We start from the raw sequence: 13,328 nt of genomic DNA, 5'->3' as shown, positions 1-13,328 counted from the left end.
TCACGGTGTGTGGGCGGTGGCTGTGGCGCGGGAGGAGATGTGGACGTCGCCGAGCAGGGTGAGGAGTGCGGGGTGGTGGGTGCTCGTGACGGTGACCGTGACGGTGGCGGCGCCCACGGACACCTCGGCGTCGCCTCCGCCCGCCCGGGCGTGCGCCGTGGCGGCGGTGCGGGCGGCGGCCGGGTCGAGGGCGCGGGTGCCGGTGCGGAGCAGGTGGGGGTCCAGGTGCTGGGCTCCGGCCCGGGCGGACTCGTGGGCCAGGACGGTGGTGCGGGTCTTGGTGCGGAGCATCTGGGCGCCGTCGTGGACGAGCCCGAGGCAGGCGATGAGGGTCGCGGCGATGGCGACGACGAAGGCGCTGGGGCTGCTGCCGAACATCAGGGTGCCTGTTCGCGGTGCAGGTCGGTGACGGACACGGCGCGGGCGGTGACGGTGCGGGTGTCGCCGGCGCCGAGGTCGGGGAGGTCGTCGCGGTGGACGGTGCAGGTGACCTCGGCGCGCACGGCCGGCGCCCCCGCGACGGTGGCGGGGTGCAGGTGGACGGCGGGGTCCTGGCAGGCGCGGCCCCAGGTGCCCACGCTCGCGGCGACGGCCCGGGCCGCGGCCTGCTGTGCGGTGGCGGGGTCGGTGTGCAGGGATCCGGCGCGGGCGGCGGAGTGGGCGAGGGCGTCCGCGGCCAGGGCGGCGGTGTAGTCGCGGCCGGTGAGGGCGATCAGTGCCAGGAACGCGAGCAGGACGGGGACGAGCAGGGCGAGTTCGACCGCCGCGCTCCCCCGGTCCCCGCTGCCCGCGCCGGTCATGGCCGGGCCCCGGGGACGTGTTCGGTGGGGCCGCTCAGGCTGGTCTCCACGGGCGGGTACCAGCCGGGGACGAGGCTGACCGCGGTGCCGGTGACGGTGGCGCGGGTGGTGCCGGCCCGGCGTTCGACCCGGACGCGGACGTCCTGCAGGACGGCGCCGCCCAGGTCGTGGACCATGGCGTGGCCGCGCTCCCGCCCCTGCCGTGCACTGCCGTCGAAGGCGCGCCCGGCGGCCAGGGCCTCGGTGGCGACGGCCTGGGCGCGGTGGTGGGCGTGGGTCCACATCCCGTACTGGAGGATGCCGAGCAGCATCGCGAACATCAGCGGGACGGCGAACAGGACGTCGGCGCCGCCCCGGTCCCCGCGTCCGGCGAGGCGTTTCACGGGTTGACGCCCAGGTCGATGGACTGGGCGCTCTCGGTGATCATCGGGGTGAGGATGGCGCCGACGGCGGTGGCGATGCCGATGGTGATGACCAGGACCAGCACGTACTCGGTGGTACCGGATCCGCGGTCGCCGGTGCGGCGGCCGGCTCGTCCGCCGTGGACGAGTGCGGTGAGTGCTCGGCGCAGGGCCTGGTTCACGGGCGTGGGCCTTCCTGGGTTCAGAATCCGGTGGTGACGTGCACGATGGCGGGATAGCCCATGAGCAGCAGGAACCCGAGGACCAGGAGCATGACGGGCAGGGTCATGCGCTCGGTGGCCCGGTGGGCCTCCCCTTCGAGGGCGGCGAGCCGGTGGATGCGCAGGGAGGCGGCCTTGGCGCGGACCGAGGCGCGCACGCGGGCGCCGTCGGTCCCGGCCAGGCGGATGGAGGAGGCGAGTTCGTCCAGGTCGCGCACGCCGGTGCGTTCGGCGAGCTCGGCCAGGGCGTCCCAGGGCGGGCGGGTGCGCAGGTTGGCCTCGTGCAGGCACCGCCGGATGCGGGTGAAGGCGGTCCCGTGGCCCCGCCGGGTGGCGGCGGTGAGCGCCTCGGTGACGCCCGCTCCCCCGGCGAGGGCGACGCCGACCAGGTCCGCGATGACCGAGGTGGCCGCGCACAGCTGTTCCCGGTGGCGGGCCGCCCTGCGGCGCAGGACCAGGGTCGGGGTCCACGCCCCCAGGACCACCAGGCAGACGGCCAGGCCCAGGGCGTAATGGGTCGGAAGCGGGGACTGCGGCGGCGCCGCGGCGGCGAACGCGAGCACCCCCAGGGCCAGGCCGGCGAGGGCGGCGACGCTGGTGTCCATCCGGTGGACGTCGGCGTCGGCGCCGCACGCGGCCAGGTCGCGCCCGGTGCGCTCCCCCGGCCACCCGGTGCGGGCGAGGGCCCCCGCGCCGGCGGCCGTCACCGCCCGCAGGGGGCCCACGGGTGCGGGCCGCGCCTGTTGCTCCTCCGGCGGCGGCAGGAGTTCGGCGAGGGTGGGGCGGCGCAGGGTCCACACGGTCCAGTACAGGCCGGCGCCGGCCGTGGCGCCGCCGAGCCCGGCGATGAGGGTGTTCATGTCCTTGCCTCCTGCGGGTGGGCCGCGAGCACGCGTTGCGTGCGCGGCGGGTTCGACAGGCGCGTCAGCCACCCCAGCGCCGCGGCCCATACGGCGCCGATCAGTGCGAGGACGAGCTGGCCGGCGGTCGAGTCGAACGGGGCGAAGTAGGGGCCGTTGAGGACGGCCATGCCGACGACCATGGCGGCCGCGGTGGTGATGATGATGCGGACCGAGGTGCGGGTGCGGGCCCGGGTCGCGGAGGTGCGCACGAGCATGGCCGCGCGGTCGCGGGCCGCTTCGGCCAGGCTGGTGAGGAGCGGCCCCAGGTCGGCGGCGTGGCGCTGGGAGGCCATGGACAGCGCGGTGGCGACCAGGTCGGCGGTCTCGTTGCCGACGCGGTGGGCGAAGGCGGTGAGCGCCTCCTCCTGGTCCGCCCCGGCGGTGAGGTCGCGGGACAGGGTCCGCACGTCGTCGCGGACGGCGGCGGGGGCGATGACCGCGGAGGCCCGGACCGCCTGCCGCAGCCCGGAGGAGGCGGTGATCAGGTCGCGGAGCTGCTCGGTCCAGCCGGCCACGGCCTCGATGCGCGCCACCTCGGCGGGTGTGGCCCGGTCCGGGCCCAGGACGGAGGGCAGCCACCACGCGGCCCCGGCGGCCAGGACCGCGGCGACGGGCCAGCCGGTGATGCCCCAGGTGAGCATCCCCGCCCCGGCCACCGCGGCGGCCTTCCACCACAGGTGGCGGCCCCGCTCCAGACGCGCGCGCACCCCGGGCAGACCGGAGGTGAGCGCCGGCAGCAGGAGCACCAGCCCCAGGCCGACCACCGCCCCGCCCAGGCTCGCGATCAGAACCGCGCTCACGTCGCCTCCCCGAACAGGGTGGCCGGGTCCAGGCCGGCACGCAGGAGTTTGCGGGCGTACTGCGGGCTCGGCGACGTGGTGAACCCGCCGTGCTCCACGGCGTAGAGCTCGTTGGTCACCACCTGCGGGCCGTCGACCCCCACGACCTCGCGGACGCTGGACACGTGCCCGTTGCCGCGGTCGTCGGTGTCGATGTGCACGGCCAGGTGGACGGCCGAGGAGATCAGCACCGCGCCCTCCTCCAGGGAGAGCCGCTCCCCGGCCTGGTTGGCGTACGTGGCGAGCTTGGTGAGGATCTGCGCGGAGGAGGAGGCGTGGACAGTGGCCATGGAACCGTCGGTGCCCATCGTCATCGCGTGCAGGAGCGCCACGGTCTCCTGACCGCGGGTCTCACCGACGATCACCCGGTCCGGGGACATCCGCAGGGCGTGCCGGACCAGGTCGGCCAGGGTGATCTCCCCGGCCCCCTCGGTGTTGGGCGGCCGCCCCTGGAGGGCCAGGCAGTTGAGGTCGGCGTCGGAGTCCAGACCCAGCTCGAAGGCGTCCTCGATGGTGACGACGCGCTCGAAGGGCGGGATGTGGCGGGCCAGGGCGCGCAGCAGGGTGGTCTTGCCCGAACCGGTCGCCCCGCCGATCACCAGGTTCAGGCGGGCGCGCACGGCCGCGGTGAGCAGGGAGCGCACCGGACGGGTGAGCATCCCCGACGCGGTCAGGTCGGTGAGGGTGAGTTCGCGCTCGGGGTGGCGGCGGATCGTGACCGCCGGACGCCGGGAGACCCCCATGACCGCGGACAGGCGGGCGCCGTCACCGAGCTCCATGCTGAGCAGCGGCGCCGAGGCGTCGAAGCGGCGCTCCCCGCCCGGGGCCTGACCGGCCAGGCGCTGCACCAGGGCGACGAGCTCGGCGTCGGAGGAGGTGACCGGCGGGCGCTCCTCACGCCGACCGTCGCCGAGGTCGACCCACACGCGGGTGCCGTTGATGTGGATGTCGCGCACACCCGGCTCACCGAGCAGCAGCTCCAACGGGCCCAGCCCGCAGACCTGCGCCAGGGCGCGGGCGTGGACCCACGCCTCGTCCTGCTCGGCCAGGGGACGGGCGGCTCCGGTCAGGGCGTGGCAGGCGTGCTCCTCCAGCAGGGCGGAGAGCATCGCGTCGGCCCGCTCGCGCTGCGCCCCGCGGTCGTGCTCGGCGGCGGTGCCGGCGTCCTGGCGGACCAGGGCGTCGGTGACCCGGTCGGCCAGCCGACGGGCCAGCCCCTCCAGGTGCTCGGCCACCCCGTGCGGGGAGAGCCCCTGCGGGACGTGGATCGTGGGGTTCACGCCGCCACCTCCGCCCGATGCCCCAGGGGCACCGGAGCCGGCGGCAGGTCCTCGACATGGTTGGCCAACCGCCGGGCGCACGCCAGCAGCGGCATCCAGTCCACCGTCTCCGGATCCTGGCGGGCGTGCGACCAGGCGGCGAAACGCTCCCGGAGCCCGCGGGGCCGGAAGGCCTCCCCCCGTAGGAAGGCCGCGCCGGCGGGATCGTGCGGCACCTCCGCCCATACCGGATAACCGGTCACCGCCGAGACCTCCGCCGCGGGGAACCGGGAGCCGCGCACCGCCACACCGACCGCCGTCCCGTTCTCGGCCAGCGCGTCCAGGACGTCCCGGCACCGGGAGAGCCGGTGGATCTGCGCGGCGTCCCCACCCGCCACGGTGAAGACCGCCACGTCCGCCAGGGACAGCAGGTGCGCACCGGCGGTCCCCGGCATCACCCGCCCCAGATCCACCACACTCACACCGCTCCGCAGAACCTGGCTCCGGTGCGCCAGCGCCGCCACCACCGCCGAGGCCTCGTGCGCGGTCGTCGGCGCGGTCACCGCCCGCAGACCACCGGGAAGCTCGGTACCGTGCCGGAGCAGGACCCCGTGCGTCCCCGGCTCCTGCACCAGGGACAGGTCCGTGCCCGCCCGCACCGAGGCCGCCAGCGAGACCAGCCCCGGACGCCCGGCAAGCCTGTGCCAGGCCGCCAGGTCGCCCCCGCTCGCGTCGGCCTCCACCAGCACCGGAACCGTGAGCGGACCGGTGGGCCACACCGCCGCCAGAGCCGTGGCCAACGTCGTGACCCCCGGCGCCCCCGACAGCGAACAGACCGCGATGATCATGCTTCTCCCCCTTGTTCTTGTGTCCGTCGCCCTACCGCGCGGACATGAGCGCCATCCGCACGCCCTCGTCCACTGCCCCGACCACCTCGGCCACCTCGTCCTCGGCGACCACGAGCTCCACCACACGGGAACCCGCGAGATCGCCCTCCTCCCCCAACGAGTGCAGCCGAACGCTGTGGGGCCCTCCCTCCCCGGCACCGAGCACCAGCAGCAGAGCGCCCTCCCGCGCCGAAGCCGGAAGCATGCCCGGCTGGGTCTGCACCGCCACCACCGCCTGACCGGGCCCCGGCCAGTCCGAGGTGTCGGCGAGCATCGCCCCGGTCAGCACCGTGCCCGCCGGAACCGGCATCGCCACGCGGCCCCCGAGGGCCTCGTCGACCGGCGCCAGATCCAGGTCCTCCACCCCCAGGGCCGGAACGATCCGCAGATCCGCGATGGTCAGGGCCTCACCGGCGGCAACGTCCTCCGCGGTGACGACCATGGGAACGCGCTCCTCCTCGTGCCCCGCCGCCCACGCCGCGACCACCCCGCCGACGACCACCGCCGCGACCCCGGCGAAGGGCCGCTTCCAGCCCTTGCGGCGCGGCAGGGACAGCCGGGACCTCCCCGTCTTCCGTTCGGACACGTGGGGTCCGGACAACGTCGTCGTCACGCTCTCTCCGTCTCTGCGCACTCAGCCATCGGTGACCAGCGCGTGGACCTCGGCCACCCGCACCGCACGGGAGGCGCTCGTCGTCAGCGGGTCCAGGGTTCCGCTACCGCCCGCGGTGCTCGACCACTCCACCGACCAGGTCACCGTCACGGTGACCGGGAACCGCCCTGCGGCCTGCCCCCGGGAGGCGCGGGTATAGGTGTGGCCGCAGTCCGGTGACGGGGCGTCCGCCTCGTGGCGGTCCGGGACGAACACGGTCCCCGGCCCCGGACAGTCGAGGGTCGTACCGTCGCCCATCGCCCAGCGGGCCCCGCCCGGGGTCGCCGTCACCGTCACCGAACCCGTGGAGACCGCCGCGGTCGCGCTGACCGGCTCCCAGCCGGAACGGTCCACCCACAGCCAGAGCGGGAAGCCCACGACCGTCTCGGCCACCGGAGAAGAACCCACCGCGAGGTCGGGCAGGACCATCGACGCCCGTGCGCGCTCCGCAGCGGTCCGGGGATCGACGGCCGCGCCGCCACCTGCCGGTTCGGAGCGGGTGGAGGCACCGCACGACCACCCGGGGTCCTCGCGGTCCCACTCGACGCAGGGTGACTCGGCGGAGAGGGAGACCGGGGCGCTGTTGGCGGGGCGCGGGTGGGTGGTTCCGCCGCCGGATGTGCTTCCAGGCTGGGCTGATTCGGCAAAAGCCGCACAGCCGGTCTTCTCGCAGGCAACGTCCCCGTTGAAATCCGGTTCCTGAGGGAGCGGCAACGCAGGCGCTACGACGAGCAAGGGGATGGCAACCCCCGCAGCGACAATGCTGGTTGGGGTCAGCATGTGTCGTTCCCCCAGACCTGCATGTCGACAACCCACCAGTCGAACAGGTCCCGTTGGAGCTTAGCGTCCACACGCACATTGCGAGACCGAGGCTCGGTCTCGCCCACGACCCTCCAGTCCCCTGCTCCCTGGCAATCCCTGATCACGACCGTCCTCGGTTCGTCCGTCGGCTCAACAGAGATCACCTCGGGGTCTGGAGCAGGCTCACCTTCCATGCCGAGGCCTGCGTCTGTCACTCCCTGGACGCCGTCCTGTGCCAGCTCCAGCGCTTGATCAACCGCGTGTTCCTCCAGAGCCGGGTGCTCCGGGTCCATCTCGGCCGAGGCCAGAACGATGGCGTCCCAGAAATCCAGGTAGACCGCCACGGCCTCTTCCTCGGGAGTGCCTTCCGAACCTTCCGATTCCGCAGGTGCCACGGACGACCGAACGACCGGTTCGGGAATTTCGTCTACTCCGACGGAGCATCCCGTGACCAGCACCAACCCCAAGGCGGGCAGGGAGAAGCGACGCACCACAAAAAACTCCTTGGAGTGTCATGATGATCACTCTTAGTGATCAAGGAGAACGTAGCCCCTCGGTTACCCTCCGCACAAGTCGTTCTCGATGGATGGCAGCGCCGAAAACTGTCGGCAAGCTCACCGACCCCCGATGTCCAAGTCGTCTACCTGCGAAAACACTGCCCCAACAGGCGGAACGCCGTCGGAACGACGTCTGCGCACGACGGTGGGCGGCATCCGGATCGGACGCCGCCCACCGTGATCACCACCCGGTCAATCCGCGAGGCGGAACCTCGGCAGCCCGAGTGGGACCTGCTCGGATGCCACCAAGAAGGAGGCCCAGACACTCAGGCCCATGCTCTGCCGCCCCGGACCCACCCGGTAGTGGCCCCAACGCTCCGCGAGGGCGTCCACGAGCATCAGGCCGCGCTGCCCCTCGGCCCAGTCCCACTCCGCATCGCTGCGCCCGGTCGGGATGCGGGGGACGCTCGCTCCGCCACCTCCATCGACGATCGCCAGCCACAAGGTGCGCTCGTTCACGAGCGCCAGGGCTCGGAGAACGCTGTCGCCGCCGGGCGCGTACTTGACCGCGTTGGCGACCAACTCGGCCGCGCACAGGACGACACTGTCGACCAGGTCGCATGCGAAGCCCTGCAGATCGGTCCTCAGGTGCGCACGGACCTCGCCGGCGGAGGCGAGTTCCGAAGGGTAGGAGCGGTGCTCCCACCACGTGGACGCCCTCCTGGGCGGAGACAGTTCCGGAGCCGAGGCCGAGCACGGCGAGGGAAGAGGGTTCGTCATGACGCTCCCCCGACCCCGTCGAGGTAGACCCGGACCACTGCCGCAAGCTCACTGAGGCCCTCCGGATCGTCCGCCCCTCCCCTGTCACCGGGCTCGACAAGAAGATCACCTACAGGGACTCGGGGCCGGGGAATCCTGAGCACGCTCTGCTCCGCGACCGACGGCAGGTAAGGGCGCACGAGGGTGCCCGCGATCTCGTCCGGATCCGACCAGAGGCCGTTGCCATCGGGCAGGCTCCCGGGGTGTTCCCGGTGGTAGCCACTCCCCCAACGCTGGGAGTTCAGCACGGCTGAGCTCATCCGCATCCGCTCGCCTGGGAGTTCCGGCAGTTCCAACGCGCCCTCCCGCAGTACGCGTCGAGGCAGCCCCGCCGACAGCGCAGGGCGGTGTGGCGTCTGCGCGATCGCGGACCGCGCCTTCGACGCTTTCCGGGGGACAAGGACGTAGGTCAACGCCACGGCGATCAGCGCGGCGGCGATGACCCACATCCGACCGGCCGCGCTGTGGCGGGGCCTGCGGTGTCGTCCATTAGGGTGTTCCACGGTCTCCTCCTGCGTTCTCAGGTGGTGATCACGCCCCGCTCGAGTGGTCCTAAGCACTTGAGTGGGGCATCTTCTTTTCTGTCGCCTCGACCGAGGTTCTCGAAAGGCCTCTTTTTCACATCACGAGCACAATTTGCGAAATAGATGCAACTATTTCAGCTTTGGTCGATCTGTCGGATTTCAGAGCACCCCTCGCATGCATGCACCAGAACACCCCGAAGCCCAGCCCCGCCGACCCTCCACCCCCGGGAGACAAGGACCAACCACGGAACCCCTGACGACCTCGGGGATCCTGATGCTCTAAAAATAAGTGAGGCGGCCTCATTTCTCAAGAGCCTCATATAATATAAGCATCAAAGTCGCATTTGTTCGTTTTGGACCTGGAAGACTGTGACCCGCTGGCAGTGGTCACAACAGAGGGGGTTTCATGGCAACCGGCTTGCCCGTCCGACGGCGATACCTGGCCATCCAGCTCAGGAGGCTGCGCACCACCGCCGAGCTGACACAGGATGAGGTCTGGAGGGCCCTGGGTTGGAGCAGGGCCAAGATCCAGCGGCTCGAAGCTGGCAACTTCCAGCGGGTGAAGGCCGGCGACATCATGGCCCTGTGTCAGCTCTACAGCGCACCCGTCGACGTAGCCCAGGAACTCATCCAGATCGCCCGGGACTCACGCGCCAAGAAACCGTGGTGGCTCCAATACGAGGACGTCCTCCCCGGAGCCTTCGTCGGTCTGGAGGCGGAGGCCACGGTGATCCAGGAGTTCAACATCGGTCTGGTCCCGGGACTGCTGCAGACCCCGGCCTATATCTCCGCACTGCTGGAGGCCGCCGTCGGGAGCACGAGCAACCAAGCCGAGCAGAGGCTACAGAGCAGGCTCGAACGGCAGCGAACCCTCCTCGAACGCGAACAACCCCCACTGCTCACCGTCGTGATGGACGAGGCCGCCGTCCGACGCCAGATCGGAGGAGGAGCGGTGATGAGTGAGCAGATCCACCACCTACTGGACATCGGTCAACGCCCGAACGTCGAGATCCAGGTGCTCCCGTTCTCCTCCGGAGCACACGCAGCAGCAGGGCTACCGTTCACCATCCTGGGCTTCAGCAACGGCAACAGCGCTGACAGCGTGGTCTTCCTCGAAGCGCGCGGGGATGGCTTCTACCTGGAGTCAGAGGCCGAGATCACCCGCCATAGTCTGGTGTTCAGCCGCACCCGGGAAAGCGCGCTGTCCGTCCAGGACACATCCACTTTCCTGGAAGGCCTGATCTGATGACGAGCGACCCGGAATCGAGGCTCCCGTGAACGACAGCGCGGCGGAGTGGCGCAAGTCCAGCTACAGCAACCCCGATGGCCCCCAGTGCGTCGAAGTGGCATGTCTGCTCGGGAAGACGGCCGTGCGCGACACCCAGAACCGCAGACTCGGGCACATCGAGTTCGACGCCCCGTCATGGGCGGCCCTCCTGGGCACGATCCCGAGGAATTAGCCGCAGCCAGCAAGGGGCCCCGCCGACCCGACCGGGGCCTCCCCGGGCACCTCCGCGTGTCCGGTCATCGTCGGCCGTTGGCACCGCGTACCGATACATTGCGGGCATGATCCCCCCGGGAGACCCCCGCCCCCAGGCCCCCCGTCCCCAGCGCTTCCTCTGGGGAGCCCGAATGCAGATCTACCGCGACAACCACCCCCGCGCGTTCACCCTCCGCTTCTTGAGCCTCCTGTTCCTCCTCATGGGCGCAAGCGGACTCATCGCGTTCGTGACCGCCGGCCGCCCGTGGCAGCTGGGTCTCCTCATCGCCGTGATCCTGCTGGCGGTGCTCACGATCCCCATGGCACTGATCATCGTGTTCTCGTCGCCCGCCAGGGTGACGGAGCGCGCCCGCCATGATCCCGGGTTCCCTCGCTTCCCCGCGGACACCGACCCCGCCAAGCTCGCTGAGGCCTGGCGACTCGTCCGGCAGGGCAGGCTCGGCCCGGACCCGGAGGCCAACCAACTGGGGCGGATCGTCGTCGAGAAGGAACTGAGCAGCAAATCGACGACCTCTTCCTTCGTCGTGCTAGGAGGGGCGGCCCTTCTCAACGCCTTCCAGGGAATCAGCCGCCTCCTGATGGAGGGAGTCTCGCCCTTTGTCGTCGTACTCCTGGGACTGGCCATCCTCCTGAGCGGACTCTCCGTCTCGGTCCTCTTCCTGGCGCCACGTCAGCGCCGCCGTTCGGAGGCGTTCCGCGACGCCTACGACGACGCCGACGGAGAAGCACCCGGCAACGCGGCGTAGACACACTGCGCGGTCACGGCCCACGCCCCCGACCGTCCTCCCGGCGGAGCCGGCGACCGGGACCGGGCGCAGGTGCTGAACCTGCGTACGAGCTACGGCCCCATGCGCCCGTCCAGGCCCGGGGAGTGTTCACCTCGGGCCTGGGGTTCCTCGGAGCCAGACGCGCGGCTCGGCGGGGTCCGGCGTGACCACGGCCTTCGGCCCTGGGTCGGGTGCAGCACCCGTCCCAGGGCCGAAGGGGCCGTCAGTCCGTCGGCCTGTGCCAACGGATCCAAGCCGCTTGTCCTCCATCGACCAGGAGATCGGTCCCGGTGATGAAGCGCGCTTCCGGGCCGACGAGGAACGCCACTGCCTCGGCGATCTCCCCCGGTGTGCCCTTCCGGCCGATACCGCAGGCCTCCAGCATCGCCATCATGTGGCCTCCTGAGGCCGATTCGCCCTCCGCCTCGGACATGGGGGTGGCGATGACCCCGGGGCTCACCGTGTTCACCCTTGCTCCGCAGCGGTTCCAGGCCAGGGCCGCCGCCTGCACCCGGACATGGTTGGCGCGCTTGGCGATGATGTACGCCGTCATGGCGTCCTCTCCCACACCGGAGAGGACATCGAGGTCGAGCAGCTCCTCCGTCGGAGCCGTCGCCAGCGCCAGTTCGTCCTGTCGGCTCAGCGACGCGTAGTGTCCCGCCATGCTGGAGACGCACACCAGGGACGTACCCGGCGAAGTCACCGGTTGGAAGCAGTCGATCATGTGAGCGGTGCCGAGCAGATCGATCTCGAGGATCTTCCTCGCGGTCGAGGTGGCCGCGGAGACCCCGGCCGTGTGCACGACCGCGGCGATCCTGCCCCTGGCGTCCGCGACCCGTGCGAGGGCCTCCACCGATGAGCGGTCGGAGACGTCGGTGGGAACCGCTTCAACGCTGTAGCCGGCGGCCGTCAACGCCTCGGCCACGCGGGTGAGCTGCGCCTCGGAGTAGTCGGCGATCAGCAGCTTCCTGCCGCTGCCCAGGCGCCGCGCAACCGCTTCGCCCATCCCGCCCGCTCCGGTGACGACCACGACCTCTTCTCTGCTGTCAGATCGCTGCATCGAAGAGCCCCTCTCCCGTACGCCGCCCGGTGGTCTGTGGGATGCCTGCGACCGCCTCGTCCCAGGGACTCCCCTTGGCGATCGCCTGCCGCCAGGGCCGGAGCGCCTTGGGGGCGGCACCGACCGCGAGAACGCCGACGAGGCGGTCACCCGTGCGGTAGGCGGCGATGAAGTGCCGCTCGCTCAGTGCACCCTCCACGACCCGGACCTCCTCATGGCCGCGCAGGTAGCCGTAGGCCTGAATTCTCATGTCGTACTGATCGGACCAGAAGTAGGGGACCGGGGCGAAGGGCCTGCCTTCCGCACCGCGCAGCAGGTTCCTGGCTGCTGCCATGCCCTGTTCGGCCGCGTGGGTACGGTGCTCCACCCGCATGGACGTCCCGAAGAGGGGGTTGTGCCAGCGGGCGACATCTCCCGCCGCGTACACGTCCGGTGCGGCCGAGCAGTACTCGTCGCAGACGATGCCGTCGGCGAGTTCCAGGCCGCTGCCCTCCAGCCAGTCCGTGTTCGGCACGGAACCGACGGCGACGAGGACCTCGTCCGCCCGGACCACCTCACCGTCGGTGAGGCGCACTCCCTCGGGCACGACCTCGTCCACGCCGATCCCGGTACGCAGTATCACCCCCTGCTCCACATGGGTGGCGGCGAGCATGCTCCCCACGGCCTCACCGACCGCGTGGGCCAGCGGCACCGGAGCCGGTTCCAGCAGGGTGACCTCGCAGCCGAGCCCGCGAGCCGCTGCCGCCACCTCGGCGCCCAGGAATCCGGCGCCGACCACGACCAGACGGCGGCCGGAGACCAGGCGGGACCTGAGCCGCAGGGAGTCGTCCAGAGTACGCAGCACGTGGCCGCCGGAACCGGGGAGGAGCCGGGGGCTCACCCCCGTGGCGACGACCAGCCGGTCGTAGGCGAGGACATCGCCGGTCGCCAGTTCGACGGTATGCGCATCGAGGTCGATCCCGGTTGCGGCGCTGTCGAGGCGCAGGTCGATGTCCAGACCGCTCAGGTCCTCATCCGACCGCAGGCGCAGCCGGTCGGGCTGCCACTCCCGGGACAGGAGCTGTTTGGACAGGGGCGGGCGGTCATAGGGCGCGTAGGGCTCGTCGCCGACCAGGGTGATCGTGCCCTCGAAGCCCTCTCTGCGCAGGGTCTCGGTCGCGGCCAGCCCCGCGGCCGAGGCTCCGACCACGACGACCCGGTTCACTCCTGCACCAGTCGCAGTGCCGCGGCCGGGCAGATCGCCACGGCTTCGCTCACCTCGTCGTACAGGTGCTCTGGAGGGGTCCGGTCGAGCACGACCGCCACCCCGTCCTCGTCCCTCTGGTCAAAGACGTCGGGTGCCGCGACGACGCACTGCCCCGAGGCCACGCACTTGGGCTCGTCCAGTTCCACGCGCAT

The 13,328-nt window shown here is 71.7% G+C and carries 18 protein-coding genes; 3 read left to right on the top strand and 15 right to left on the bottom strand.

Annotated elements, in window-relative coordinates; all coding sequences use genetic code 11:
• From ABZ234_RS01290 to ABZ234_RS01235, 12 genes are all read right to left on the bottom strand, one after another.
• Positions 1 to 378: a hypothetical protein gene (locus tag ABZ234_RS01290; protein ID WP_355010512.1), complete on the bottom strand. Its 378-nt coding sequence runs from the start codon at positions 376 to 378 to the stop codon at positions 1 to 3.
• Entirely contained in the window at positions 378 to 800 is a 423-nt protein-coding gene (locus ABZ234_RS01285) for a TadE/TadG family type IV pilus assembly protein (protein ID WP_355010511.1), read from the bottom strand. Before ABZ234_RS01285 ends, ABZ234_RS01290 begins: the two co-directional genes overlap by 1 nt.
• Complete coding sequence (locus tag ABZ234_RS01280) at positions 797 to 1,183, bottom strand: TadE family protein (protein ID WP_355010510.1); 387 nt, start codon at positions 1,181 to 1,183, stop codon at positions 797 to 799. The genes ABZ234_RS01285 and ABZ234_RS01280 overlap by 4 nt, the downstream gene beginning before the upstream one ends.
• On the bottom strand, positions 1,180 to 1,383 hold the full coding sequence (locus tag ABZ234_RS01275; RefSeq protein WP_355010509.1) for a hypothetical protein: 204 nt from the start codon (positions 1,381 to 1,383) through the stop codon (positions 1,180 to 1,182). Before ABZ234_RS01275 ends, ABZ234_RS01280 begins: the two co-directional genes overlap by 4 nt.
• Positions 1,384 to 1,403: 20 nt before the next feature.
• Positions 1,404 to 2,282 carry a type II secretion system F family protein gene (locus ABZ234_RS01270; RefSeq protein WP_355010508.1) on the bottom strand — a complete coding sequence of 293 codons (879 nt, stop codon included), beginning with the start codon at positions 2,280 to 2,282 and terminating at the stop codon, positions 1,404 to 1,406.
• Complete coding sequence (locus tag ABZ234_RS01265) at positions 2,279 to 3,124, bottom strand: hypothetical protein (RefSeq protein ID WP_355010507.1); 846 nt, start codon at positions 3,122 to 3,124, stop codon at positions 2,279 to 2,281. Before ABZ234_RS01265 ends, ABZ234_RS01270 begins: the two co-directional genes overlap by 4 nt.
• Positions 3,121 to 4,443: an ATPase, T2SS/T4P/T4SS family gene (locus tag ABZ234_RS01260; RefSeq protein ID WP_355010506.1), complete on the bottom strand. Its 1,323-nt coding sequence runs from the start codon at positions 4,441 to 4,443 to the stop codon at positions 3,121 to 3,123. The genes ABZ234_RS01265 and ABZ234_RS01260 overlap by 4 nt, the downstream gene beginning before the upstream one ends.
• A complete protein-coding gene (locus tag ABZ234_RS01255) occupies positions 4,440 to 5,270 on the bottom strand; it encodes a hypothetical protein (RefSeq protein WP_355010505.1) in 831 nt (276 codons plus the stop codon). The genes ABZ234_RS01260 and ABZ234_RS01255 overlap by 4 nt, the downstream gene beginning before the upstream one ends.
• A 31-nt stretch (positions 5,271 to 5,301) precedes the next feature.
• Positions 5,302 to 5,922: an SAF domain-containing protein gene (locus tag ABZ234_RS01250; RefSeq protein ID WP_355010504.1), complete on the bottom strand. Its 621-nt coding sequence runs from the start codon at positions 5,920 to 5,922 to the stop codon at positions 5,302 to 5,304.
• A gap of 21 nt (positions 5,923 to 5,943) precedes the next feature.
• Complete coding sequence (locus ABZ234_RS01245; RefSeq protein ID WP_355010503.1) at positions 5,944 to 6,390, bottom strand: hypothetical protein; 447 nt, start codon at positions 6,388 to 6,390, stop codon at positions 5,944 to 5,946.
• 344 nt (positions 6,391 to 6,734) lie between these two features.
• A complete protein-coding gene (locus ABZ234_RS01240) occupies positions 6,735 to 7,106 on the bottom strand; it encodes a hypothetical protein (protein ID WP_355010502.1) in 372 nt (123 codons plus the stop codon).
• A gap of 405 nt (positions 7,107 to 7,511) precedes the next feature.
• The gene (locus ABZ234_RS01235) at positions 7,512 to 8,039 is read right to left on the bottom strand and encodes an ATP-binding protein (protein ID WP_355010501.1); all 528 of its coding nucleotides are present in this window, start codon (positions 8,037 to 8,039) and stop codon (positions 7,512 to 7,514) included.
• A gap of 969 nt (positions 8,040 to 9,008) precedes the next feature.
• On the opposite strand from ABZ234_RS01235, the gene ABZ234_RS01230 reads away from it, so the two are divergent.
• The 3 genes from ABZ234_RS01230 (at position 9,009) to ABZ234_RS01220 (ending at position 10,849) form a co-directional block, all read left to right on the top strand.
• Entirely contained in the window at positions 9,009 to 9,848 is an 840-nt protein-coding gene (locus ABZ234_RS01230) for a helix-turn-helix transcriptional regulator (RefSeq protein ID WP_355010500.1), read from the top strand.
• Positions 9,849 to 9,876: 28 nt separating this feature from the next.
• Positions 9,877 to 10,062, top strand: a complete 186-nt coding sequence (locus tag ABZ234_RS01225; RefSeq protein ID WP_355010499.1) for a DUF397 domain-containing protein — start codon at positions 9,877 to 9,879, stop codon at positions 10,060 to 10,062.
• A gap of 172 nt (positions 10,063 to 10,234) precedes the next feature.
• Entirely contained in the window at positions 10,235 to 10,849 is a 615-nt protein-coding gene (locus ABZ234_RS01220) for a hypothetical protein (protein WP_355010498.1), read from the top strand.
• Between the two features lie 244 nt (positions 10,850 to 11,093).
• Here the strand turns inward: ABZ234_RS01220 and ABZ234_RS01215 are convergent, their stop codons facing one another.
• The 3 genes from ABZ234_RS01215 to ABZ234_RS01205 are packed head-to-tail and all read right to left on the bottom strand — an operon-like array spanning position 11,094 to position 13,328.
• Positions 11,094 to 11,930: an SDR family oxidoreductase gene (locus ABZ234_RS01215; protein ID WP_355010497.1), complete on the bottom strand. Its 837-nt coding sequence runs from the start codon at positions 11,928 to 11,930 to the stop codon at positions 11,094 to 11,096.
• A complete protein-coding gene (locus ABZ234_RS01210) occupies positions 11,917 to 13,134 on the bottom strand; it encodes an FAD-dependent oxidoreductase (protein WP_355010496.1) in 1,218 nt (405 codons plus the stop codon). Before ABZ234_RS01210 ends, ABZ234_RS01215 begins: the two co-directional genes overlap by 14 nt.
• Positions 13,131 to 13,328 carry a ferredoxin gene (locus tag ABZ234_RS01205; RefSeq protein ID WP_355010495.1) on the bottom strand — a complete coding sequence of 66 codons (198 nt, stop codon included), beginning with the start codon at positions 13,326 to 13,328 and terminating at the stop codon, positions 13,131 to 13,133. The genes ABZ234_RS01210 and ABZ234_RS01205 overlap by 4 nt, the downstream gene beginning before the upstream one ends.

Origin of the sequence: Nocardiopsis sp. NPDC006198 (genome assembly GCF_040613895.1) — a bacterium.
GTDB lineage: Bacteria > Actinomycetota > Actinomycetes > Streptosporangiales > Streptosporangiaceae > Nocardiopsis > Nocardiopsis tropica.
This window is presented reverse-complemented; position numbering and strand designations above follow the sequence as displayed.